21 protein-coding genes are annotated in these 21,806 nt (G+C 68.6%); 5 read left to right on the top strand and 16 right to left on the bottom strand.

All coding sequences use genetic code 11. The features are described from left to right. Nucleotides 1-22 precede the first annotated feature (22 nt). The 7 genes from pheT to AA983_RS10270 form a co-directional block, all read right to left on the bottom strand. A complete protein-coding gene (pheT, locus tag AA983_RS10300) occupies nucleotides 23-2,557 on the bottom strand; it encodes a phenylalanine--tRNA ligase subunit beta (RefSeq protein WP_047312127.1) in 2,535 nt (844 codons plus the stop codon). A 4-nt stretch (nucleotides 2,558-2,561) separates the two neighbouring features. Next, the gene (gene pheS, locus AA983_RS10295) at nucleotides 2,562-3,659 is read right to left on the bottom strand and encodes a phenylalanine--tRNA ligase subunit alpha (RefSeq protein ID WP_047312126.1); all 1,098 of its coding nucleotides are present in this window, start codon (nucleotides 3,657-3,659) and stop codon (nucleotides 2,562-2,564) included. A gap of 46 nt (nucleotides 3,660-3,705) precedes the next feature. Beyond that, the gene (locus tag AA983_RS10290; RefSeq protein WP_047312125.1) at nucleotides 3,706-4,518 is read right to left on the bottom strand and encodes an RNA methyltransferase; all 813 of its coding nucleotides are present in this window, start codon (nucleotides 4,516-4,518) and stop codon (nucleotides 3,706-3,708) included. A 42-nt stretch (nucleotides 4,519-4,560) separates the two neighbouring features. Next, nucleotides 4,561-4,935, bottom strand: coding sequence for a 50S ribosomal protein L20 (rplT, locus tag AA983_RS10285; RefSeq protein ID WP_047312124.1), 375 nt, complete (start codon nucleotides 4,933-4,935; stop codon nucleotides 4,561-4,563). A gap of 72 nt (nucleotides 4,936-5,007) precedes the next feature. Further along, entirely contained in the window at nucleotides 5,008-5,202 is a 195-nt protein-coding gene (gene rpmI / locus AA983_RS10280) for a 50S ribosomal protein L35 (protein WP_047312123.1), read from the bottom strand. A gap of 105 nt (nucleotides 5,203-5,307) precedes the next feature. Beyond that, the gene (infC, locus tag AA983_RS10275; protein ID WP_047312122.1) at nucleotides 5,308-5,964 is read right to left on the bottom strand and encodes a translation initiation factor IF-3; all 657 of its coding nucleotides are present in this window, start codon (nucleotides 5,962-5,964) and stop codon (nucleotides 5,308-5,310) included. A 311-nt stretch (nucleotides 5,965-6,275) separates the two neighbouring features. Beyond that, nucleotides 6,276-6,707, bottom strand: a complete 432-nt coding sequence (locus AA983_RS10270; RefSeq protein ID WP_082128842.1) for an MFS transporter — start codon at nucleotides 6,705-6,707, stop codon at nucleotides 6,276-6,278. Nucleotides 6,708-6,802: 95 nt separating this feature from the next. On the opposite strand from AA983_RS10270, the gene AA983_RS10265 reads away from it, so the two are divergent. The 5 genes from AA983_RS10265 to AA983_RS10245 all read left to right on the top strand — a co-directional run bounded on the left by AA983_RS10265 (nucleotide 6,803) and on the right by AA983_RS10245 (nucleotide 11,352). Continuing rightward, a complete protein-coding gene (locus AA983_RS10265; protein ID WP_047312120.1) occupies nucleotides 6,803-7,780 on the top strand; it encodes a sugar-binding transcriptional regulator in 978 nt (325 codons plus the stop codon). 47 nt (nucleotides 7,781-7,827) lie between these two features. Beyond that, the gene (gene lpdA, locus AA983_RS10260) at nucleotides 7,828-9,228 is read left to right on the top strand and encodes a dihydrolipoyl dehydrogenase (RefSeq protein WP_047312119.1); all 1,401 of its coding nucleotides are present in this window, start codon (nucleotides 7,828-7,830) and stop codon (nucleotides 9,226-9,228) included. Nucleotides 9,229-9,495: 267 nt separating this feature from the next. After that, nucleotides 9,496-10,761 carry an inorganic phosphate transporter gene (locus tag AA983_RS10255; RefSeq protein ID WP_047312118.1) on the top strand — a complete coding sequence of 422 codons (1,266 nt, stop codon included), beginning with the start codon at nucleotides 9,496-9,498 and terminating at the stop codon, nucleotides 10,759-10,761. After that, nucleotides 10,758-11,051: a hypothetical protein gene (locus AA983_RS10250; protein WP_047312117.1), complete on the top strand. Its 294-nt coding sequence runs from the start codon at nucleotides 10,758-10,760 to the stop codon at nucleotides 11,049-11,051. Before AA983_RS10255 ends, AA983_RS10250 begins: the two co-directional genes overlap by 4 nt. A gap of 7 nt (nucleotides 11,052-11,058) precedes the next feature. Further along, nucleotides 11,059-11,352 (top strand): DUF3349 domain-containing protein, encoded by a 294-nt coding sequence (locus AA983_RS10245; RefSeq protein ID WP_047312116.1) that lies wholly within the window; start codon nucleotides 11,059-11,061, stop codon nucleotides 11,350-11,352. An 84-nt stretch (nucleotides 11,353-11,436) separates the two neighbouring features. On the opposite strand, the gene AA983_RS10240 is transcribed toward AA983_RS10245, so the two are convergent. From AA983_RS10240 to glnA, 9 genes are read right to left on the bottom strand one after another with little or no spacing between them, the layout of a single operon-like run. Then, a complete protein-coding gene (locus AA983_RS10240) occupies nucleotides 11,437-12,204 on the bottom strand; it encodes an SseB family protein (protein ID WP_047312115.1) in 768 nt (255 codons plus the stop codon). After that, nucleotides 12,204-12,944 carry a bifunctional 1-(5-phosphoribosyl)-5-((5-phosphoribosylamino)methylideneamino)imidazole-4-carboxamide isomerase/phosphoribosylanthranilate isomerase PriA gene (gene priA / locus AA983_RS10235; protein ID WP_047312114.1) on the bottom strand — a complete coding sequence of 247 codons (741 nt, stop codon included), beginning with the start codon at nucleotides 12,942-12,944 and terminating at the stop codon, nucleotides 12,204-12,206. Before priA ends, AA983_RS10240 begins: the two co-directional genes overlap by 1 nt. 18 nt (nucleotides 12,945-12,962) lie before the next feature. Next, nucleotides 12,963-13,574: an imidazole glycerol phosphate synthase subunit HisH gene (gene hisH, locus AA983_RS10230; RefSeq protein WP_047312113.1), complete on the bottom strand. Its 612-nt coding sequence runs from the start codon at nucleotides 13,572-13,574 to the stop codon at nucleotides 12,963-12,965. Then, the gene (locus tag AA983_RS10225) at nucleotides 13,571-14,224 is read right to left on the bottom strand and encodes a hypothetical protein (protein ID WP_047312112.1); all 654 of its coding nucleotides are present in this window, start codon (nucleotides 14,222-14,224) and stop codon (nucleotides 13,571-13,573) included. The genes hisH and AA983_RS10225 overlap by 4 nt, the downstream gene beginning before the upstream one ends. 4 nt (nucleotides 14,225-14,228) lie before the next feature. After that, nucleotides 14,229-14,882 (bottom strand): imidazoleglycerol-phosphate dehydratase HisB, encoded by a 654-nt coding sequence (hisB, locus tag AA983_RS10220; protein ID WP_047312111.1) that lies wholly within the window; start codon nucleotides 14,880-14,882, stop codon nucleotides 14,229-14,231. A 1-nt stretch (nucleotide 14,883) separates the two neighbouring features. Next, the gene (locus tag AA983_RS10215) at nucleotides 14,884-15,999 is read right to left on the bottom strand and encodes a histidinol-phosphate transaminase (protein ID WP_047312110.1); all 1,116 of its coding nucleotides are present in this window, start codon (nucleotides 15,997-15,999) and stop codon (nucleotides 14,884-14,886) included. After that, a complete protein-coding gene (gene hisD / locus AA983_RS10210; RefSeq protein WP_047312109.1) occupies nucleotides 15,996-17,354 on the bottom strand; it encodes a histidinol dehydrogenase in 1,359 nt (452 codons plus the stop codon). The genes AA983_RS10215 and hisD overlap by 4 nt, the downstream gene beginning before the upstream one ends. Nucleotides 17,355-17,412: 58 nt before the next feature. Beyond that, nucleotides 17,413-20,403: a bifunctional [glutamine synthetase] adenylyltransferase/[glutamine synthetase]-adenylyl-L-tyrosine phosphorylase gene (locus AA983_RS10205; RefSeq protein WP_047312108.1), complete on the bottom strand. Its 2,991-nt coding sequence runs from the start codon at nucleotides 20,401-20,403 to the stop codon at nucleotides 17,413-17,415. Then, on the bottom strand, nucleotides 20,400-21,734 hold the full coding sequence (gene glnA / locus AA983_RS10200; protein WP_047312107.1) for a type I glutamate--ammonia ligase: 1,335 nt from the start codon (nucleotides 21,732-21,734) through the stop codon (nucleotides 20,400-20,402). Before glnA ends, AA983_RS10205 begins: the two co-directional genes overlap by 4 nt. Nucleotides 21,735-21,806 lie beyond the last annotated feature (72 nt).

Raw genomic sequence — 21,806 nt, 5'->3', positions numbered from 1 at the left:
GCCACAGGGGTGCATGTCAAGGTCAGGCGCCTCGCAGGCTGGCTCCGACGGCCTTGTCGACCTCACGGACGGCCGCATCGCGGGCGACGTTGACCTCCTCCGTCGTGAGCGTACGCTCCGGCGAGCGGAAGAAGAGCCGGTAGGCGAGCGACTTCTTGCCCTCGCCGACCTGCTCGCCCTCGTAGATGTCGAACAGCGCCAGCGACTCGAGGTTCTCCCCACCGCCGCGGTGCAGTGCGTCCTCGACGACCGCCGCGGTGACGCCCGAATCGACGACGAGCGCGACGTCGGAATGCGCCTGCGGGTACGTGGCGATCGGCTCCGCGACCCCGGTCCTCTCGGCGAACGCCGAGAGGGCGTCGAGGTCGAGTTCGCCGGCCACCACGCGCGGCGGGAGGCCGAGGGTCGTGAGTACCTTCGGGTGAAGCTCACCCGCGTGACCGATGACGCTGGCGTCAGGCAGCATGATCTGGGCACAGCGGCCCGGGTGGAACGGGGCCACGTCGGCCTGCGCCACCTCGAGCTGCACGCCGAGCACGCGACCGATGCCGAGCGCGGTGGCGACGGCGTCGCTCCAGTCGCTCGAGCGGCCTGCACCCCACCAGCCCTTGCGTTCACCGTCACCGGTCATCACCCAGGCGACGTGGCGCGGCTGAGCCGGGACGGCGTCACGGATGGCGGCGAGAACCTCGGGCGTCGGGTGCACTCCGACCCGCTCGGTCGGCGCCGTTCCCGCGGGGCCGGCCACGACGAGACCGAGCTCGAACAGGCCCACGTCCTTGAAGCCGCGCGCGATGTTGCGCTTGAGCGACTCGAGCATCGTCGACAGGACGCTGGTGCGCAGCAACGGCGCCTCGTCCGACAACGGGTTGCTCAGGCGAACGGTGGAGCGCCGCGTGTCATCTGCCCCGTAGCGCAGCTTCGTGTGCAACTCGTCGCTGACGAAGGGCAGCGAGATGATCTCCGAGAGCCCCTGAGCGGCGAGCGCGTTGGCCACGGTGCGGCGGTAGCGCTGCGACGCCGTGAGGCCGCGCCCGGCGACGGGGCGAGCGAGGACCGACGGGATCTGGTCGTAACCGCGCAGGCGGGCAACCTCCTCGACGAGGTCGGGCCCCGTCGTGAGGTCGGGGCGCCACGACGGAGCCGTGACGTTCCACCGTGCCCCCTCGACTCGCTCGACGACGCAGCCGACCGCGGTGAGAGTCGCCTCCACCTCGTCGTCGGTGTACGAGACACCGACGAGGCGCGTGGGCTGCTGCGGGTCGAACGCGATCGGAGCGGCAGGCACGACGGTGTCGAGGTCGGTGACGCCGTCGTCGACGCGGCCGCCGCCGTACTCGACGAGAAGATCGACGGCCAGCTGCGCTGCCGCGGCGGCGATCGCCGGGTCGACACCGCGCTCGAAGCGCTTGGACGCCTCGCTGCTCAGTCGGTGACGACGGGCGCTTCGGGCGATGCTGACCGGGTCGAAGTGTGCGGCCTCGATGAGGATGTCGCTCGTCGTGTCGCTCACCTCGCTCTCGGCACCGCCCATGACGCCGGCGATGGCGAGCGGACGCTCACCGCCGTCGGTGATGAGGAGGTCCTCGGCGAAGAGCGTGCGCTCCACGTCGTCGAGGGTCGTGATCTTCTCCCCCACCCGCGCGCGACGCACGACGATTTCCTCACCGAGCGTGGCCAGGTCGAAGGCGTGCAGCGGCTGGCCGAGACCCAGCATGACGTAGTTCGTGATGTCGACGGGCAGGGAGATCGAGCGCATCCCCGCCTCCGTCACGGCCTGGGACAGCCAGGCCGGCACGGGCGCCGCCGGGTCGACGCCGCGCACGATGCGGGCCACGTAGCGGTCGCACCCGACGTTTCCGCGCAGGGGCGCATCGTCGTCGACGCGCACGGGGTAACCCGAGGCGTTGGCCTCCGGAGCACGCGAGTTGAGTTCGAGCACCGGGTCGGTGAAGCGGGCCCCCGTCGAGTGGCCGTACTCGCGCGCGACGCCACGGATGGAGAAGCAGTAGCCGCGGTCCGGGGTGACGTTGACCTCGACCGTCTCGCGGTCGAGACCCAGCAGCGGCAGGGCGTCCTGGCCGGGCGTGAGGTCGCTCGCCTCGACGCCGAGACGCTGCGGGAGCAGGATGATGCCGTGCGAACCGTCGTCGGGCAAGCCGAGTTCGTCGGCTGCACAGATCATGCCGGCCGAGAGGTGACCGTAGGTCTTGCGGGCGCTGATGGCGAAGCCACCGGGCAGAACGGCACCGGGCAGGACGACGACGACGGTGTCGCCGGCGTCGAAGTTGTGCGCGCCGCACACGATGCCCTGGGGCTCACCGGTTCCGTTGGCGTCGCCGACGTCGACGGAGCACCAGTTGATGACCTTGCCGTTCTTCTGCTCCTCGGGCTCCTTCGTCAGAACGCGCCCGACGACGAGCGGGCCGGTGATGCCGCCGCCGTGGATCGCCTCCTCCTCGAGACCGATCTTGACGAGGTCGGCCGCTACCTGGAGACCTGTTGCTCCGGCCGGGACGTCGACGTACTCACGCAGCCATTCGATGGGAACTCGCATTACCTCAGACCTCCAAGCCGAACTGGGCGTCGAAGCGCACGTCGCCCTCGATCATCTCGCGCATGTCGGATGCGCCGGTGCGGAACATGAGCGCTCGCTCGACGCCCATGCCGAACGCGAATCCGCTGTACTCGCTCGGGTCGACGCCGCAGGCGCGCAGGACGTTCTCGTTGACCATGCCGCAGCCACCCCACTCGATCCAGCCGGTGCCGCCGCACGTGCGACAGGCCGGGTCTTCCCCGCGGCAGACGAAGCAGCGCAGATCCATCTCGGCGCTCGGCTCGGTGAACGGGAAGTAGTTGGGACGCAGACGCGTCGTGATGCCTTCGCCGAACAGCTGCGTGGCGAGATGGTCGAGCGTTCCCTTGAGGTGGGCCATCGTGATGCCCTTGTCGACGGCGAGGCCCTCGAGCTGGTGGAAGACCGGCAGGTGCGTGGCGTCGAGTTCGTCCGTGCGGTAGGCCTTGCCCGGCGCGACGATGTAGAGCGGCACACCGCGCTCGAGCATCGAGCGAGCCTGGACGGGCGACGTGTGCGTACGCATGACGAGCCCACCGTCGGCCGGGTCGAGGTAGAAGGTGTCCTGCATCTGGCGGGCAGGGTGGTCCTCGTCGAAGTTGAGCGCGTCGAAGACGAACCACTCTGCCTCGACCTCGGGGCCCTCGGCCACCTCCCAGCCCATGCCGACCATGAGGTCGACCATGAGCTGCTGCATCATCTCGACGGGGTGACGGCCACCGACCGGGCGGCGCAACGTCGTCGCCGTCGTGACGTCGACGGCCTCCTCGGTGAGGATGCGCTCGTCGCGCTCTGCCTCGAGCTCGGCCTGACGCTCCTTGATCGCCTGACCCACGCGTCCGCGCGCCTGGCCGACTCGCTTGCCCGCCTCGGCCTTGGCCGTCGGCGGCAGCGCACCGATCTCACGGTTGGCGAGAGCGAGGGGCGACTTGTCGCCGGCGTGGGCGAGGCGTGCGTCCTTCAACTCCTCGAGCGAGTTCGCGGCCGCAATGGCGCTGAGGGCGTCGGTGACGTTCGACTCCACGACCTCGGGGTCCAGTGCGGACACCTCGACCGGGTCGTAGTTGGTGTTGGGGCCAGACATGGGCCCGAGTCTATCGAGTGCGCGCAAACCGGAATGACGCGCCGTGTCAGTGCTGCGCGCCCGCCGAGGCGTAGAGGCAGACGGTGGCCGCCATGGCCAGGTTGAGCGACTCGGCAGCGCCGTAGATCGGCACGCGCACGACGTCGTCGCAGGCCTCGCGGACTTCGGGTTCGAGGCCCCAGGCCTCGTTGCCCATGACCCACGCGTGCGGCGTGGAGAGCTCGACGTCCGGAAGCAGCGTCGTGCCGACACCGTCCGCGGCGTGCAGCGTCAGCCCGGCGTCGCGGCAGCGGGCGAAGATGTCCTCGATGGCGGCACCGCGACAGATCGGCAGGTGCCACAGCGAACCCACGGTCGAGCGCACGACCTTGGGGTTGTAGATGTCGACACTCGAGTCGCTGACGACGACGGCGTCAGCACCCGTCGCGTCGGCGCCGCGGATGACGGTGCCCGCGTTACCGGGGTCCCTCACGTTCGTGAGGACCACGACGAACTTCGGCGAACCGGCGAGCACCTCGTCGAGGGTGCGGTCGACGGGTCGCGCGACGGCGATGATCCCCTGCGGCTGCTCGGTGTCGCACATCTCGGCGAGCACCTGGGCAGAGCAGTCGTGGATGAATCGACGCTCGTCAGGCTCCGCGTCGCGCTGCCAGGAAAGCGCCATCTCCCGCAGGTCCGGGTGACGTTCGGTGGCCTCGGCGTCGAGGTAGAGGTCGCGGATCGTCTCGGGCGCGAAACGGATCAGTTCGCGCACGGCCTGGCGTCCCTCGACGAGGAACAGTCCGGCCTTCTCACGCGCAGAACGCCGCCCCAGTGCCCTGACCTGCTTGACCCGATCGGAGCGGGTGTTCGTGATCATGGCGTGGAGCGGCGTTCGATGCGAAAGAGGTGCCTAGGAGGATCAGGCAGCCGGCGTCTGGGCCGGGACGTTCTTCTTGGCGATCTCGACGAGCGCGGCGAAGGCCGGGGCGTCGTTGACGGCCAGCTCGGCGAGCATGCGACGGTCGACCTCGATGCCAGCGGCCTTGAGGCCCTGGATGAAGCGGTTGTACGTCATGCCGTTGAGGCGAGCCGCAGCGTTGATGCGCTGGATCCACAGGCGACGGAAGTCACCCTTCTTGGCGCGACGGTCACGGTAGGCGTAACCGAGGCTGTGCGTCACCTGCTCCTTCGCCTTGCGGTAAAGGCGCGAGCGCTGGCCGCGGTAGCCGCTGGCCTGCTCGAGAACGGTACGACGCTTCTTCTGGGCGTTCACTGCCCGCTTCACGCGTGCCACGTGAGTACTCCTTGTTCATGGGCGGCGGCGCCGGGCGCCTGCCGCAAAAGCTGGTTGAGGGAAAGCTTCGGCTTACTTACCGAGAAGCTTCTTGATCTTCTTCTCGTCGGACGGCGCAACGACGACGTCGTTCACGAGGCGACGCGACTGACGCTTGGCGCGCTCTTCGAACTTGTGGACGTGGCGGGCGCGCTGGCGCATGACCTTGCCCTTACCGGTGACACGGAAACGCTTCTTGGCACCGCTGTGCGTCTTCATCTTCGGCATAGCCGACTCCTTCGCTCACTCGGCGCGCTCGTGCACGCCGGCTGTCTGACGGCCCGCCACCGGTCTCCCGGCGCGGGGGTCTTCACCCGAGGGTGAAGGACGATTTCAGTTGGCTGCCTCGTCGGCAGCCGGCTCCGCAGCGGGAGCCTCGGTCTCGGCGGCCTGCGTCGCGGGAGCAGCCTTGCTCGCCTTCGCAGCCTCGCGACGACGACGGTCCTCGGCGCGAGCCTCGGCCTTCTTCTTCGTCGGGCCGAGAACCATGACCATGTTGCGGCCGTCCTGCTTCGGCGCGCTCTCGATGAACGCCAGCTCGGCGACGTCCTCGGCGAGCTTCTGGAGCAGTCGGAAACCGAGCTCCGGGCGCGACTGCTCGCGACCGCGGAACATGATGGTGACCTTGACCTTGTCACCGGCCGACAGGAACCGAACGACGTGACCCTTCTTGGTGTCGTAGTCGTGCTGGTCGATCTTCGGTCGGAGCTTGATCTCCTTGATGACCGTGTTGACCTGGTTCTTGCGAGACTCGCGGGCCTTCATGGCGGCTTCGTACTTGAACTTGCCGAAGTCCATGAGCTTGGCGACCGGGGGCTTGGCCTGCGGCGCGACCTCCACGAGATCGAGATCCGCTTCCGCCGCGAGGCGCAGCGCGTCCTCGACTCGGACGATGCCCACCTGCTCACCGTTGGGGCCAACCAACCGGACCTCGGGTACACGGATCCGATCGTTGATGCGTGGCTCAGCGCTGATGGCCGACTCCTTCACTGTTGTGACGATTCGTTCCACCGCCGAGGCGGAGAAACGCGAAAAGGCTTCTTGCCTACGCAAGAAGCCTTCGTCTCAACGTTTCGCACGCTCTCAGGTATTCCCCGAGAACAGGCTCACCGGGGTGAGCCTTGTACAAACCATGACCACGACCCTGCCTCCCTGAGGAGAACCGAGGGTGGAGACCGAAGTCCCTCTTGCGCACCGTTCGTGGTGTGATTTCGCGGATCGCTCCAGGAAAGCACCACACGTACGGCTGGTAGCAACCAGACTAACAGCCCGGGGACCGCCCTCCAAACCCGGCGAAGCGGTCACTCCCCCACCCACGCGGACGCCCGTCGCGCACTGTGGGAGCGCTGCGCCCGCCGTCCACTGACGATGAGCACCCCGGCCACGCAGATGAGGGCTCCGAGCCCGCCCACAGCGGCGAAACCGCCGGCGAAGCCGTGACGGTCGATGGCCCATCCGGCGATCGGTCCGCCCAGCGCGCCGCCCGTCTTGAGGAAGGAACCGTGCCAGCCCATCGCCTCACCGCGCACTCGCTCCGGAACGACGCGAGCAACGGCGTCGACGGAAGCCGTCATCGTAGGCGCGCAGAACATGCCGGCGAGGAAGGCACCGAGTGCCAGGGTGAGCATGCTCGAGGCGAGTCCGATCGGCACGGTGGCCGCTGCCCACGAGTGCTGTGGCTGCCAGGATGGCGACGCCTGTCCTTCGTCGTCCCACGACGACCCCCTTCTCATGTCGCACCCAATTTCTGCTCAGTTGAGCAATAGTGAGCACACATGAGTAAAGTGTGATGTGACGCACAGTGTCAACCCTTGTCTCAGGAGGCCTCATGGTCGACGTGAACCTGCCGCTGACTCAGCTGCACATGGTCCAGGCGGCGCGCCGCTATTACCTCGACGACGCCTCCAAGGTGCAGATCGCCGAGGAACTCGGCATCAGCCGGTTCAAGGTGGCTCGCCTGCTCGAGGCCGCTCGCGACAGTGGAGTCGTGCGCATCGAGATCCTGGACCCCGGCGCCGTCAAGGACCAGTTGTCCCAGGACCTACGCGAGCGTTTCGGGCTGCGTCATGCGCTCGTCGTCGACGTCGAGGCCCTCGCCGGTGGCGAGAAGCTGGCTGAACTCGGCCGCGCTGCCGCATCCCTCATGCAACGCATCGCACAGCCCACGGACGTCATAGGCCTGCCGTGGAGCCGCATGGTGGCGCAGACCGTTCCGTTCTTCGAAGGACTGCCTCCGGTGCCGATCGTCCAGCTGTCGGGAGCCCTCGACCTCCCGGCACACGAGGCCTCCCCCGTTGACGTCGTGCGTGACGCCGCCCGCCTCACCGGCGGCGAGCCACGCGTGTTCTACGCGCCGCTCGTCGCGACGGACGCCGAGGCCGCGCGCGTCATCCGGGCACAGACAGCCGTGGCGGGCACCCTCGACGAGGCACGTCACTGCTCGCTCGCCCTCGTCGGCATCGGGGGGTGGAGCGAAGGCGAGAGCACGCTGTACGACCTCGCCACCGAGGACGAGCGAGATGAACTCGAGCGGCTCGAGGTCGTCGGGGAGATCGCCGGATCGCTGTTCAACACCGACGGCGAACCGGTCGAATCGGGGCTGAGCGCGCGCCTGGTCAGCATGAGCCCCCGCGATCTGCGGCTCATCACCGAGGTCGTCGCTGTCTCCCACGGAGCGGCTCGAGCGGAGGCGCTGCGCGCCGGGATCAAGGGCGGCTACGTCACGTCGGCCGTCGTCGACACCGAGCTCGCCCGCGCATTGCTCGGCGCACCCGCGGACGCCTCGGCAAGTTCTACCGGCCGGTAGAGGCGTCGACTCCCGCTAACCGGCCCCGGGGGTTTAGGCTCGCACTCGTGGCTAAGCACTTTGATGTCGTCGTCCTCGGCGCCGGTCCCGGTGGGTACGTCGCGGCAATCCGCGCCTCCCAGCTCGGGCTGAGCGTCGCCGTTATCGAGAAGAAGTACTGGGGAGGTGTCTGCCTCAACGTCGGGTGTATCCCGTCGAAGGCCCTTCTGAAGAACGCGGAACTCGCGCACGTGCTCACGCACGAGAAGGACCAGTTCGGCATCACCGGTGATGCCTCGATGGAGTACGGCCCGACGCACAAGCGTTCCCGCCAGGTCTCCGCGGGCATCGTCAAGGGTGTCCACTACCTCATGAAGAAGAACAAGATCACCGAGATCGACGGCTGGGGCACGCTCAAGTCCGACAGGACGGTCTCGGTGGAACTCAACGACGGCGGCAGCGAGGACGTCACCTACGACAACCTCATCATCGCCACGGGCGCCACCGTGCGCACGATGCCGGGCGTCGACCTGAGCGAGAACATCGTCAGCTACGAGGAGCAGATCCTCACCGACGAGCTGCCGAAGTCGATCATCATCGGCGGTTCGGGCGCCATCGGCGTCGAGTTCGCCTACGTCATGAAGAACTTCGGCGTCGACGTCACGATCGTCGAGTTCGCCGACCGCATGGTGCCCACCGAGGACGCCGACGTGTCCAAGGAGCTGCTCAAGCACTACAAGAAGCTCGGCGTCAAGGTCATGACCGGCACGAAGGTCGAGAAGGCCGAGGACACCGGCTCCGGCGTCAAGGTCACCGTCTCCCCCGCGAAGGGTGGCGACAGTCAGGTACTCGAAGCCGACAAGATGCTCTCCGCGTTCGGCTTCAAGCCGCGCACCGAGGGCTACGGCCTCGAAGACCTCGGCGTCGAGCTCACCGACCGTGGTGCCATCGCGATCGACGGCCGCGGCCGCACGAACGTCGAGGGCGTCTACGCCATCGGTGACGTCACCGCCAAGCTCATGCTCGCCCACACGGCCGAGGCGATGGGCATCGTCGCCGCGGAGACGATCGCCGGCGCAGAGACCATGGAGATCAACTTCGACATGATCCCGCGCGCCACGTACTGCCAGCCGCAGGTGGCCTCGTTCGGCTACTCCGAGGCTCAGGCCAAGGAGAAGGGCTACGACGTCAAGACGGCAACGTTCCCCTTCACGGCCAACGGCAAGGCCATGGGCCTCGGCGAGGCCGTCGGCTTCGTCAAGGTGATCGCGGACGCCAAGCACAACGAACTGATCGGCGCCGCGATGATCGGCCCGGACGTCACGGAGCTTCTGCCGGTACTCAACCTGGCTCAGCAGTGGGACCTGACGGCCGACGAGGTGTCGCGCAACATCTTCGCGCACCCGACGCTCGGCGAGGCTGTCAAGGAAGCCGTTCACGGCATCGCGGGGCACATGATCAACCTCTGATCGCGCACCGCGCAGCGCTCCACGGGGCGGCACTCCATGACGGAGTGCCGCCCCGTTCTGCGTCAGCCCTCGGCCGCAGAAGGGCACAGATGGACGCACGGTCAACCGATCTTCACGCCACGGCGGGCGGCGCCACGCCCGCACGAGCGTCAGTAGGTGAATTCCAGGTGAACATCGCACGATCGAACCTGTCGAATTGCCCGTCATCACGCGAAATTCTCGCGATGGGGGATGGACAAACGCCGTCACGGCCTCAGACTGGGAGTCGTGGACCTTTCCCTCATCCTCCTCGGGCTCGTCGTCGTCACGGCCCTTGCCTTCGATTTCACCAACGGCTTCCACGACACCGGTAACGCGATGGCCACGTCCATCGCCACGGGTGCGCTGAAGCCGAAGGTGGCCGTCGCCCTTTCGGGCATCCTCAACCTCGTCGGAGCGTTCCTCTCCGTCGAGGTCGCGCTCACCGTCACGAACGCCGTCATCAAGATCCAGAGCAAGGACGGCTCACCCAAGCCGGAGTTCCTCGCCGATCACGGCCAGGCTTTGTTGCTCATCGTCCTCGCGGGCCTCGTCGGCGGCATCGTCTGGAACCTCCTCACGTGGCTCCTCGGCATCCCGAGCAGCTCGAGCCACGCCCTGTTCGGTGGCCTCATCGGCGCCGCGATCGCCGCCATCGGCTTCGGCGGCGTCAAGTGGGTCGGTGACGGTACGAAGCTCGACGGCGTGGTCGGCAAGGTCATCGCCCCGGCGCTCCTGTCGCCCGTCATCGCCGTCATCGTCGCGGCGATCGGCACGAAGTTGATCTACGCCATCACGAAGAAGGTTCAGCACAAGGAGGCCGAGCGCGGCTTCCGCTGGGGCCAGATCTTCAGCGCCTCGCTCGTTTCCTTGGCACACGGCACGAACGACGCCCAGAAGACGATGGGCGTCATCACCCTCGCCCTCATCGGCTACGGCTCCTGGACCGACACCGAGTCCGTCCCGTTCTGGGTCAAGCTGTCCTGTGCCCTGGCCATCGCGCTGGGCACCTACCTCGGCGGGTGGCGCATCATCCGCACCCTCGGCAAGGGCCTCGTCGAGATCGAGTCCCCCCAGGGCATGGCTGCCGAGTCGTCGAGTTCGGCCGTCATCCTCGTCTCGAGCCACATGGGCTTCGCGCTCTCCACGACCCACGTCGCCACCGGTTCCATCCTCGGTACCGGCATCGGCAAGCGTGGTGCCGAGGTGCGCTGGAGCGTCGCGGTCCGCATGGTCGCTGCTTGGCTCATCACGCTCCCGTCGGCCGCGCTCGTGGGTGCACTCATGTGGTACGTCGGTGACCTCATCGGCGGAGTCGCCGGTGGCATCGTCATCTTCGCCATCCTGTGCGCCGCCTCGCTCTACATGTGGATGCGCTCGCGCAAGGCTCCGGTCGACCACAACAACGTCAACGACTCCTGGGAGCCCGAGGAGATCGCTGCGACGCACATCCCGCCGGTCGTCGACGAGACGAACTCGGACAAGCCCTCCACGTCCAAGGCAGGTACCCGATGAAGACGCTCTCCCTCGCGTTCAACAGTGCGTGGCACGTCCTGGCCGTCGGCATCGTGCTCGGCGCCGGCGTCCCCGCGCTCTTCGCCTTCGGAATCCGCGGCCTCGCGGCTTCGTCGGGCCAGATGACCGACGACTCCACGCCTCGTGCGTGGGGAAAGCCGGTCGCTGCGGTGTGCTTCCTTCTCGTGTGTGCTGCCATCGCGCTCGGTCTGACGATCATCGTCAGCTCCGGCTTCGGCATGAAGGTCTCCTTCGAGCACATCTACCCGACGCTGGTCGAGAAGAAGTAAGAACGACATGAACCCCGCACTCGAGCGCATCGTGGGGTGGCTGCGCCACAGCTACCCTGCCGGCGTTCCCGAGCGAGACTTTCAGCCGTTGCTCGCCCTCATGCGCCGCCGCCTCAGCGAGGACGAGGTCCACGAGCTCGGTGATCGTCTCGTGGCCGACGGACTCGTTCCGGCTGACCGCATCGATGTCGGCGTCGGCATCACGAAGGTGACGCAGGATCTTCCGGCGCCCGATGAGATCGACCGGGTCGTCCACCACTTGGAGGCCTACGGCTTTCCCGTCAACGACGACTGGCGCTGAGGGGCCCGCCCTTCACGACATGACAGTGGGGCTGCACAACCGATCGGTTGTGCAGCCCCACTCTCGTGTGGTGGCGCGGCTGTTTCAGACCTCGAGCTCCTCAGCCGTGAACGCGAACGCGAGCCCTTCGATCCTGGCTCGGGTTTCACCGTCGCCGGCCAGGCGCTCCCCCACGCGGGTTGCGAGAGCCTGCAGCTCTTCCTGGGCCAGACCGGGAGTCAGCTGCAGACGCAGTCGAAGAACGCCCTCCCCGGCGTCCTCGAGCCGGCGGCCGAGAACCGCGTTCCCCTCGGGCACGAGCGCCGCATCGACGGCTTTGGCCACGAACGGGTCCTCGTGAGCGGGTAGCCACGCCTGCTGCTGCGCGAGCGACCACAGCATGCTCGCGCGTACCACGACGCGGTGCGACGAAGCCATGTCGAGCAGGATTACCTCACACTGCTCCGATATGGCTGCCTGAGCGGCGAACGCGGCGCGCACCGGTGAGGGCCGCGCTTTCGGGTCCCAGCGCGCGAGGTCGTCGAGGCTGGAGAAGACCGGGAGCCCCTTCGTTCCGTCCGGCGCGGTGAGCGTCACGACGGCCATGTCGGTGGACTTCTCCACCGCGAGCGTCCCGGATTCGTCGACCTCGGTGGGCGCGGCGACGATCGGCACGAGCAGACGCGACTCGGCCAGTGCGGCCACCCAGTCGCTCTCGTTCCCGCTCTCCAATGCTGCGACGAGGGCAGGGTCTGCGGCGCCGGTGTCGTCGTCGAAGCCGGTGCTCGTCACCTGGCGGCCGGTGAACGGAATGCCGGCGGTGTCGGCCGACTCCCCCGCAGGGTCGATGTTCGGGTTGTGTGCGCCGCTCATCACTCGGGGCGGCCGGCGGCGTCGAGCGCGTCGGCGAGCGTGATGGTGCCCTTGTAGAGCGCGGAACCGATGATGGCGCCTTCGACGCCGGAGGGCACGAGCTCGCGCAGTGCGCGCACGTCGTCGAGCGTCGTGACGCCGCCGGAGGCGACCACCGGACGGTCCGTGCGGGCGCAGACCTCGGACAGGAGCTGCGTGTTCGGGCCGGCGAGCATGCCGTCCTTCGCGACGTCGGTGACGACGTAGCGGGCACAGCCCTCGCTGTCGAGACGCGCCAGCGTCTCCCACAGGTCACCGCCCTCGCGGGTCCAACCGCGCGCCGCGAGCGTCGTACCGCGCACGTCGAGACCGACGGCGATCCGGTCGCCGTGTTCGGCGATGGCGGCAGCCGTCCACTCGGGGTTCTCGAGGGCAGCCGTGCCGAGGTTCACGCGGCGACAGCCCGTGGCGAGCGCTGCCTCGAGCGACTCCGCGTCGCGGATGCCGCCGCTCATCTCCACCTTGATGTCGAGCTCACCGACGATGCGCGCGAGGATTTCACGGTTCGTCCCGCGTCCGAACGCAGCGTCGAGGTCGACGAGGTGGAGCCACTCGGCACCGGCCTCCTGCCAAGCCTTTGCAGCGGCGATCGGGTCACCGAACTGGCCGCCGGTGCCGGAGACGCCCTGGACGAGCTGGACGGCCTGGCCCTCCGAGACGTCGACGGCGGGCAGGAGTTCGAGGCGGGGGCTGGTCGACATGACGAACCTTTCGGTCGATTACAGGCTGCGAAGCCAGTTGGTCAGCAGGTGAGCGCCGGCGTCGCCGGACTTCTCGGGGTGGAACTGAGTCGCGGCGAGAACCCCGTCTTCGATGGCGGCCACGAAGCGTTCGCCGTGCGCGGCGTAGGTCGCCTCTCGGCCCTCGCCGAGCTGAGCCGAGGCAGCGAAGGAGTGGACGAAGTAGAAGCGCTCCCCCTCGATGCCCGCGAAGAGCGTCGTCGTGACCGGCGGCTCGACGCGCGACCATCCCATGTGCGGGACGACGGGGGCCGCGAGACGCTCGACCTGACCGGGCCATCGCCCGAGGCCGGGCTGCGGGGACGTGGAGGGTTCGCTCGAGCCGTCGAACATCACCTGCATGCCGACACAGACGCCGAGCACCGGCGCACCGGCCGCGAGACGATCGTCAATGAGTCGGCGCCCGCCGGCCGCCTCCAATCCCGCCATGCAGGCGTGGAAGTTGCCCACACCGGGCACGAACAGGCCGTCGGCTGCCGCGACGAGCTTCGGGTCGGCCGTCAGTTCGACGTTCGCTCCGATCCGTTCGAGCATGCGCACGGCAGAGCGGATGTTGCCGCTGCCGTAGTCGAGGACGACGACGCGCTTCATGACTTCTCCCCCGCGTTGACGCGGCCTTCGATCTCGGCGCGCTCCTCGCGCTCGTCCGTGACGTGCTTGTCGAAGCGGCGAACGGCCTTCGCGGTGGGCTCGACGAGGACGGCGTCGATCTTCGCCGTTCGCGCGAGGCCGAGCAGGTGCCCGGCGTTCACGCCAAGCGCAGCCATGATGCCGCGCAGAAGGTCGGCCGGTGCTGCGTCCGGCTGGGCCAGCACACGCCCGAGCGCTTCGGGGTGGGCGTCGTGACCGGCCGAGAGCAGGTCGCCGAGGGAGGCCTGCGGCAAGGCTGCCCGCACCGGGCCGATGCCCTGCTGCACGACAAACCACCGCGGCAGTGAACGCCACGCGCGCGGCTGGACGACGGTGATCGCCTGCTTCTCGGTGGGGACGAAGGCGAGCGACGGACGCAGCGCCATCGGCACCGGGCGCGCCGCGATCATCTGCGCAGGGTCGTCGTACGGAGCCTGTGCGTGTCCAGGTCCGGCCGGGACGACAGCGCACCACGGCCCGTCGATGTCGATGACGTAGGCAGGAACCGTGCCTCGCTCGACCCACGAGGTGACGCGCGAGACCTCACCGCGCACGACGACGACGGCGTCGACGGCTGCGGTGAAGCCGGTGTTCTGGGCGACCTTGGGCATCAGATCACAGAGCGCCCTTCGCGCTCGGGATGCCCTGAACGCGCGGATCCTTGGCGACGGCCGCACGCAGTGCACGGGCGATGGCCTTGAACTGGGCCTCGACGATGTGGTGAGGGTCGCGCCCGGAGATGACGTTGACGTGCAGCGCGATGCCCGCGTTGTAACCGAGCGACTCGATGACGTGCTGCGTGAGCGAACCGATGTAGTTGCCACCGATGACGGCGTAAATCTGCCCCTCGGGCTCACCGGTGTGCACGACGTAGGGGCGCCCCGCGACGTCGACGACGGCCTGGACGAGCGCCTCGTCCAGCGGCACCATGGCGTCGCCGAACCGGGAGATGCCCGCCTTGTCGCCGAGCGCTTCGCGCAGGGCCTGACCCAACACGATGGCGGTGTCCTCCACCGTGTGGTGTGCGTCGACGTCGAGGTCGCCCGTGGCGCGGATACGCAGATCGATGAGGCTGTGCTTGCTCAGCGAGTCGAGCATGTGGTCGTAGAAGCGCACGCCTGTGCGTACGTCGGACGTGCCGGTGCCGTCGAGGTCGAGCCACAGGCGGATGCTCGCCTCCTTCGTCGTGCGCTCGATGAAGGCGGTGCGGTGGTCTGCAGGGACCTCGGGTACGTCGAACCCGTCGGCGGTCACGTTCTGGTCGTTCATGTCATCCCTTGTGGGTCGGAGCGAGGTCGGTGAGGGCGGCGAGCACGGCGTCGGTCTCGCGCGGCGTGCCGGCCGTGATGCGCAGGTGATGGGAGATGCCGACGTCACGCACGAGGATGCCGCGATCGAGCAGCGCCTGCCAGGTCTGCTTCTCGTCGGCGAAGCCGCCCACGAGGACGAAGTTGGCGTCGCTCGGCGTGGGGGTGAAACCCAGCTCGGTGCACGTCGCCACGATGCGGTCGCGTTCGTGCTTGATCGCGTCCACCATGCCCAGCATCTCGTCGGCGTGGTCGAGCGCGGCGAGCGCGACGGCCTGCGTCACCGACGACAGGTGGTAGGGCAGGCGCACGAGACGCATCGCGTCGCAGAACTCCTGCGAGGCGGCGAGGTAGCCGACGCGGGCGCCGGCGAACGCGAAGGCCTTGCTCATCGTGCGGCTGACGACGAGGCGCGGGCGGCCGTCGAGGAGCTCGACAGCGCTGGCCGTTCCGGGGCGCGCGAACTCGACGTAGGCCTCGTCGACGATGACGACGGCGTGGTCGGTGGCATCGTAGATCGCCTCGACGACGTCGTTCGTCACGGCGGTGCCCGTCGGGTTGTTCGGCGTGCAGACGAACACGACGTTCGGCTGGTGCTCACGCACCTGCTCGACGGCCAGGTCGGCGTCGAGGTCGTAGACACCCTCGTGGCGATCGCGCAGACCGTCGATCCACGTCGTTCCCGCGCCTCGGCTGATGATGGGGTGCATCGAGTAGCTCGGCGTGAAACCGAGCGCCGTGCGCCCCGGGCCCCCGAAGGCCTGCACGATGTGGCTGAGCACCTCGTTGGAGCCGTTCGCGGCCCAGATCTGCTCGATCGGAAGGCGAACACCGGTGACGCGTGCCAGGTACTCGGCGAGGGCGGCACGCAGCTCGGTGAACTCGCGGTCCGGGTAGCGGTTGAGCCCGCCGGCGGCCTTCTCGACACGCTCGACGATGCTCGCGACAACGCTCTCGGGTACGTCGTAGGACGACTCGTTCGTGTTGAGCGCGACGGGCACGTCGAGCTGCGGAGCGCCGTACGGGCTCTTCCCCTGCAGTTCGGGGCGCAGCAGCGATTCGAGGGACTGCTCGCTCATGCGCGCCCTTCCACGTCCTGCTCGAAGCGCGCCGTGACGGCCTCGCCGTGGGCCGGAAGGTCCTCGGCGTTCGCCAGGGTGACGACGACGTCGGCGACCTCGGCGAGGGCGTCACGCGAGTACTCGACGATGTGGACGCCCTTGAGGAACGACTGCACCGACAGACCGCTCGAGTGGCAGGCACAGCCGCCCGTGGGCAGCACGTGGTTGGAGCCGGCGGCGTAGTCGCCGAGGCTCACCGGCGAGTAGGTGCCGACGAAGATGGCACCGGCGTTGCGCACCCGCATCGCGTCCTCGCGGCTGTTCGCCGTGTGGATCTCGAGGTGCTCAGCGCCGTAGGCGTCGACGACGCGCAGACCGGCTGTCACGTCGTCGACGAGGACGATGGCCGACTGCGGACCGCCGAGGGCCGTGGTCACGCGCTCGGTGTGCTTCGTCGCGGCGACGAGGCGCTCGAGAGCAGCCTCGACGTCACTCGCCAGACGCTCGGAGTCGGTGACGAGAACCGACGCAGCGAGGTTGTCGTGTTCGGCCTGGCTGATGAGGTCGGCGGCCACGTGGTCGGCGTCGGCCGTGTCGTCGGCGAGGACGGCGATCTCGGTGGGGCCGGCCTCGGCGTCGATGCCGATGAGCCCCTTGAGCAGACGCTTGGCAGCCGCGACGTAGATGTTGCCCGGACCGGTGACGAGGTTGACGGGCTCACACACGGTGGCGCCGTCCTTCTCGCGCGCGCCGTAGGCGAACATCGCGACGGCCTGCGCACCACCGACGGCGTAGACCTCGTCGACGCCGAGCAACGAGCACGCGGCGAGGATGGTGGGGTGCGGGTAGCCGACGAAGTCGCCCGTGTTGTGCTCCTGGGGCGGGCTCGCAACGGCGATGGAACCGACGTTCGCCACCTGCGCGGGCACGACGTTCATGACGACGGAACTCGGGTAGACCGCCAGTCCGCCGGGCACGTAGAGGCCCACCCGCTCGACCGGGATCCAGCGTTCTGTGACGGTGCCGCCCTCGGAGACGGTCGTCGTGACGTCGGTTCGGGCCTGGTCGGCGTGGACGATGCGCACGCGGCGAATCGCCTCGACGAGGGCGCCACGCACCGCGGGGTCGAGCTGTTCCTCGGCGGCCTTCAGGACCTCGGCGGGTACGCGAAGGTGCGTGGGACGCACACGGTCGAAGCGCTCCCCCAGCTCCCGCAGGGCGTCGGCGCCGTCATGGCGCACCTGCTCACAGATCGGTCGCACCACCTCGAGTGCGGCCTCGATGTCGAACTGGGCGCGCGGCAGCGCATCGCGCAGGCCACGAGCGTCCAGGGCGCTGAGCGCTGAACCACGAAGATCACGGCGAGAAATCACCCGTCCAGTCTAGGCGGGCGGCGAAAGTGCGCTCGCGCACGTCTCACGTGCCAGAAGCTCAGCGGCGGAAGCTCGGGCCCCGCCTGGTCTCCTCGGACTCGCCGTAGAAGACACGATCGACGACGAGGCGCGCACGGCGTGCGAGCTTGCGGTACTCCTCACCGAGTTCACGCCCGTCCCCGCGCGGCATGCCGAGCAGCGTGGCGATGCCCTCGCTGTCACGCAGGTCCGAAGGCAACGACTCGACGGGGCGACCCCGCCACAGCACCGACGCATTGCGCACGCGCGAGGCCATGATCCACGCCTCGGCGAGCACCTCGGCGTCGTGCTCGTCGAGCAGGTCGAGTTCGGCCAGCGCCCGGAGGGTGGAAACGGTGCTCGTCCCGCGCAGTTCCTCGTGGTCGTGGGCGTGCTCGAGCTGGTAGAGCTGCACGCACCATTCGACGTCGGAGAGTCCACCGCGGCCCAGCTTGAAGTGGGTGCGAGGGTCGGCTCCGCGCGGGATGCGCTCGGCCTCCATGCGCGCCTTGAGCGTCCGGATCTGACGGATCGACTTCTCCGAGATACCGCCCTCGGGCCAGCGAAGCGGATCGATGAGGGCCTCGAAGTCACGCCCGAGGGAGGGATCACCGACGACGAAGGCGGCGCGCAGCAGCGCCTGGGCCTCCCAACCCTCCGACCAGCGTTCGTAGTAGCTCGCGTACGAATCGATGGAGCGCACGAGCGGCCCGCTCTTGCCTTCAGGGCGCAGGTCGGCGTCGATCTCGAGCTTCGGGTCCGAGCCGGGCAGGTGCACGAGGCGACGCAACTGCGTGACGACGGCGAGCGCCTGGTCCTGGGCAGCCGAGGCGTCAGCTCCCTCGCGCGGGCGGTGGACGAAGATGACGTCGGCGTCCGAGCTGTAGCCGAGTTCGCCTCCGCCGTAACGGCCCATCCCGATGACGGCGATGTCGGTGATCTGTTCCTTCTCGCCGCCCAGCACTTCCCGCCAGGCGAGGTCGAGGCCGACCTGGAGCGTGGCGGACATGATGTCGGTGAGTGCGCCCGAGACGCCGTCGAGGTCGATCTCGTGGAGCACGTCGGCGATGGCCACGCGAGTGAGTTCGTTGCGGCGCACCGAGCGCGCCGCGAGCATCGCCTTCTCGACGTCCTGCTGGCGGCTGACGACGGACGCCATCGTCGAGGCGATCGCCGTCCGTGAGCGCGGCAGGCGGCGCGAGGACTCCGCGAACAGTTTGACGCTCTCGGGTGCGCGTTCGAGAAGGTCGGCCACGTAGCGCGAGCGCGAGAGCACCTCGGCGAACAGTTCGGCGGTGCTGCCCTCGCGCAACGTGTTGAGGTACCAGTGCGACGTGCCCAGCTCGTCACTGATGCGCCGGTAGGCCAGAAGTCCCGCGTCGGGAGTCGGGCCGTCGGCGAGCCACTGCAGGATGACCGGCATGAGGGTGCGCTGGATCTGCGCGCGACGCGTGAGGCCCGCTGTGAGCGCTTCGAGGTGACGCAGAGCGCCCGCCGGATCCGCGTACCCGAGCGCCGAGAGGCGGTCGCGAGCGCCTTCGTCGGACAGGCGCGCATCGTCGTCGTCCAGGCGCGCGACGGCCGAGAGAAGAGGCCGGTAGAAGAGCTTCTCGTGCAGGCGGCGCACGGAACGCGACAGATCGCGCCAGTGGCGCGTCACCGATTCGGCGGGGTCGCTCGTGAAGCCCACGGCGCGACCGAGACGACGCAGGTCGGCGTCGTTCGTCGGCATGAGGTGCGTGCGGCGCATCTTGTTCAGCTGGATGCGGTGTTCGAGCACGCGCAACTGGCGATAGGACGTGTCGAGCGTTGAGGCATCCGTGCGCCCGACATAGCCCCACGAACTCAAGGTCATGAGAGCGTCGAGCGTCGAGCGGGCGCGCACCCGATCGTCGGTGCGTCCGTGCACGAGCTGGAGCAGCTGCACGGAGAACTCGATGTCGCGCAGACCACCCTGGCCGAGCTTGATCTGTCGCTCCTGCTCGTACGAGGGGACGTGCGCCTCGACGCGTCGACGCATCGCCTGGGCGTCCTCGACGAAGTTCTCCCGCTTGCTCGCCTGCCACACCATCGGGCGGATGAGCTCGGTGTACGCCTCGCCGAGGGCCACGTCGCCCGCGACAGGCCGTGCTTTGAGCAGCGCCTGGAACTCCCAGCCCTTGGCCCAGCGGTCGTAGTACGCCTTGTGGCTCTTGAGGGTGCGCACGAGCGGACCCTGCTTGCCTTCGGGGCGCAGTGCCGCGTCGACCTGCCACAGCGAACCCTCACCGGTGCTTGCGGAACAGGCGCGCATCATCTCGGTGGCGAGTTCGGTGGCCACCCGCAGTGCCACGTCCTCGTCAGCATCCTCGGCTGGTTCGGCGACGAAGACAACGTCGACGTCGGAGATGTAGTTGAGCTCGCGACCGCCGGTCTTGCCCATGCCGATGACGGCCAGACGCGCCTGATCGGCCCCGTCGATGCTCGTCGTGGCGATGTGCAGACCCGCCTCGAGCGCAGCGCCCGCAAGGTCCGCGAGCGAGGCCGCCGTGGCCGGCAGGACGTTGACCGCGATCTCGGTGACGTCGAGCGCCGCGATCTGCACGAGCTGACGGCGGTAGGCGACGCGCAGGGCGTCGTAGGCCGTGACCTTCTCGTCCCGACCGTCGATCTCCGCGATGAGCAGACGGGCCAGCGTGTCCTGATCCCGCCGCTGTGCGGCGACGACGTCACGCCACTGGTCGGGCTTGGCGACGAGGTGGTCACCCAGCGCGCTCGACGCACCCATGACGCCGAGAAGGCGTGCGCGGGCCCCGGTGTCACTCAACGCGTCGGCGAGCGCCTCACGCTCACCGTCGTCGAGGACCTCCCGCAGGCGAGCCAGGAGGAGCAACGCCTGATCCGGGTCGGCCACCGCCGTGACCGTGGCCAACAGCGAGACCTGATCGAGCAGGTCCGACACCTCCGCGGCGAGGCTCTGGGCGCGCGTCGTGTCGAGGAATCCGGCGCGCCGCCAGGGCGACGAGCCTGCTCGGGCGGCGTTGGCGTTCACAGCCGACGCAGGTCCTGCTTGATCTCGAACTCCGTGACCTGGTCGCGGTAGGCGGCCCACTCGGCGCGCTTGTTGCGCAGCACGAAGTCGAAGACGTGTTCACCGAGCACCTCGGCGACGAAGTCGCTCTCCTCCATCGTGCGGATCGCTTCGTCGAGCGAGGCCGGCAGAGGCTCGATGCCCATGGCGCGGCGCTCACGCTCGGTGAGGTTCCACACGTCGTCCTCGGCCTCGGGCGGCAGGTCGAGCTCGTCCTCGATGCCCTTGAGCCCGGCGCCGAGGAGAACCGAGTACGCGAGGTAGGGGTTGGCTGCGGCGTCGAGCGAACGCACCTCGACGCGGGTGCTCTGCCCCTTCGACGGCTTGTACATGGGCACGCGCACCATGGCGCTGCGGTTGTTGTGCCCCCAGCAGATGTGCGCGGGCGCCTCGGCGCCGCCCCACAGGCGCTTGTAGCTGTTGACGTACTGGTTCGTGATGGCGGTGAACTCCGGCGCGTAGCGCAGCAGTCCCGCGATGAAGTGACGGCCGGTGCGCGAGAGCTGGTAGGGCGCTCCCGGCTCGTGGAAGGCGTTCGTGTCTCCCTCGAAGAGCGAGAGGTGGGTGTGCATGCCGCTACCGGGCTCCCCCGCCATCGGCTTGGCCATGAAGCTCGCGAAGTAGCCCTGTTCGAGAGCGACCTCCTTGACGACGGCCTTGAACGTCTGGATGTTGTCGGCCATCGAGAGGGCGTCGGCGTAGCGCAGGTCGATCTCGTTCTGGCCGGGCCCGCCCTCGTGGTGGCTGAACTCGACGGAGATGCCCATGTTCTCGAGCATCGTGATGGCCGCGCGACGGAAGTCGTGGGCCGTGCCGTGCGGCACGTGGTCGAAGAAGCCCGCCGAGTCGACCGGCACCGGGCGACCGCGACGCAGTTCTTTCTCGAAGAGATAGAACTCGATCTCGGGGTGGGTGTAGAAGGTGAAGCCGAGGTCACCGGCCTTCGTCAGCGCTCGGCGCAGGACGTCACGCGGATCGGCCAGGCTCGGGCTGCCGTTCGGCAGGAGGATGTCGGCGAACATCCGGGCCGTACCGGGGTTCTCACCGCGCCACGGGAGCACCTGGAACGTCGAGGCGTCGGGGCGAAGGAGCATGTCGGCCTCGTAGACGCGGGCGAACCCGTCGATCGACGAGCCGTCGAAGCCGATGCCCTCGGAGAACGCGCCTTCCAGTTCAGCGGGCGCGACGGCCACCGACTTGAGGGTGCCGAGCACATCCGTGAACCACAGACGGACGAATCGGATGTCACGTTCTTCGATCGTGCGCAGCACGAACTCCTGCTGTTGGTTCATGGAACTCATCCTGCCTCACTCGGCCCGCGAACGCGGAGCGGCCCCGGGGAGACTCCCCGGGGCCGCTCACAT

Source organism: Dermacoccus sp. PE3 (assembly GCF_001021715.1).
Lineage (GTDB): Bacteria > Actinomycetota > Actinomycetes > Actinomycetales > Dermatophilaceae > Dermacoccus > Dermacoccus abyssi.
Note: the sequence above shows the minus strand (reverse complement) of the source record. Positions and strands in the feature narration are given on the sequence as shown.

Coding starts and splice junctions, on each gene's coding strand:
- pheT (WP_047312127.1), bottom strand. CDS start 2,557: ATGCGAGTTCCCATCGAATGGCTGCGTGAGTACGTCGACGTCCCGGCC.
- pheS (WP_047312126.1), bottom strand. CDS start 3,659: ATGTCTGGCCCCAACACCAACTACGACCCGGTCGAGGTGTCCGCACTG.
- AA983_RS10290 (WP_047312125.1), bottom strand. CDS start 4,518: ATGATCACGAACACCCGCTCCGATCGGGTCAAGCAGGTCAGGGCACTG.
- rpmI (WP_047312123.1), bottom strand. CDS start 5,202: ATGCCGAAGATGAAGACGCACAGCGGTGCCAAGAAGCGTTTCCGTGTC.
- AA983_RS10270 (WP_082128842.1), bottom strand. CDS start 6,707: ATGAGAAGGGGGTCGTCGTGGGACGACGAAGGACAGGCGTCGCCATCC.
- AA983_RS10265 (WP_047312120.1), top strand. CDS start 6,803: ATGGTCGACGTGAACCTGCCGCTGACTCAGCTGCACATGGTCCAGGCG.
- AA983_RS10250 (WP_047312117.1), top strand. CDS start 10,758: ATGAAGACGCTCTCCCTCGCGTTCAACAGTGCGTGGCACGTCCTGGCC.
- AA983_RS10245 (WP_047312116.1), top strand. CDS start 11,059: ATGAACCCCGCACTCGAGCGCATCGTGGGGTGGCTGCGCCACAGCTAC.
- AA983_RS10240 (WP_047312115.1), bottom strand. CDS start 12,204: ATGAGCGGCGCACACAACCCGAACATCGACCCTGCGGGGGAGTCGGCC.
- priA (WP_047312114.1), bottom strand. CDS start 12,944: ATGTCGACCAGCCCCCGCCTCGAACTCCTGCCCGCCGTCGACGTCTCG.
- hisH (WP_047312113.1), bottom strand. CDS start 13,574: ATGAAGCGCGTCGTCGTCCTCGACTACGGCAGCGGCAACATCCGCTCT.
- AA983_RS10225 (WP_047312112.1), bottom strand. CDS start 14,224: ATGCCCAAGGTCGCCCAGAACACCGGCTTCACCGCAGCCGTCGACGCC.
- hisB (WP_047312111.1), bottom strand. CDS start 14,882: ATGAACGACCAGAACGTGACCGCCGACGGGTTCGACGTACCCGAGGTC.
- AA983_RS10215 (WP_047312110.1), bottom strand. CDS start 15,999: ATGAGCGAGCAGTCCCTCGAATCGCTGCTGCGCCCCGAACTGCAGGGG.
- glnA (WP_047312107.1), bottom strand. CDS start 21,734: ATGAACCAACAGCAGGAGTTCGTGCTGCGCACGATCGAAGAACGTGAC.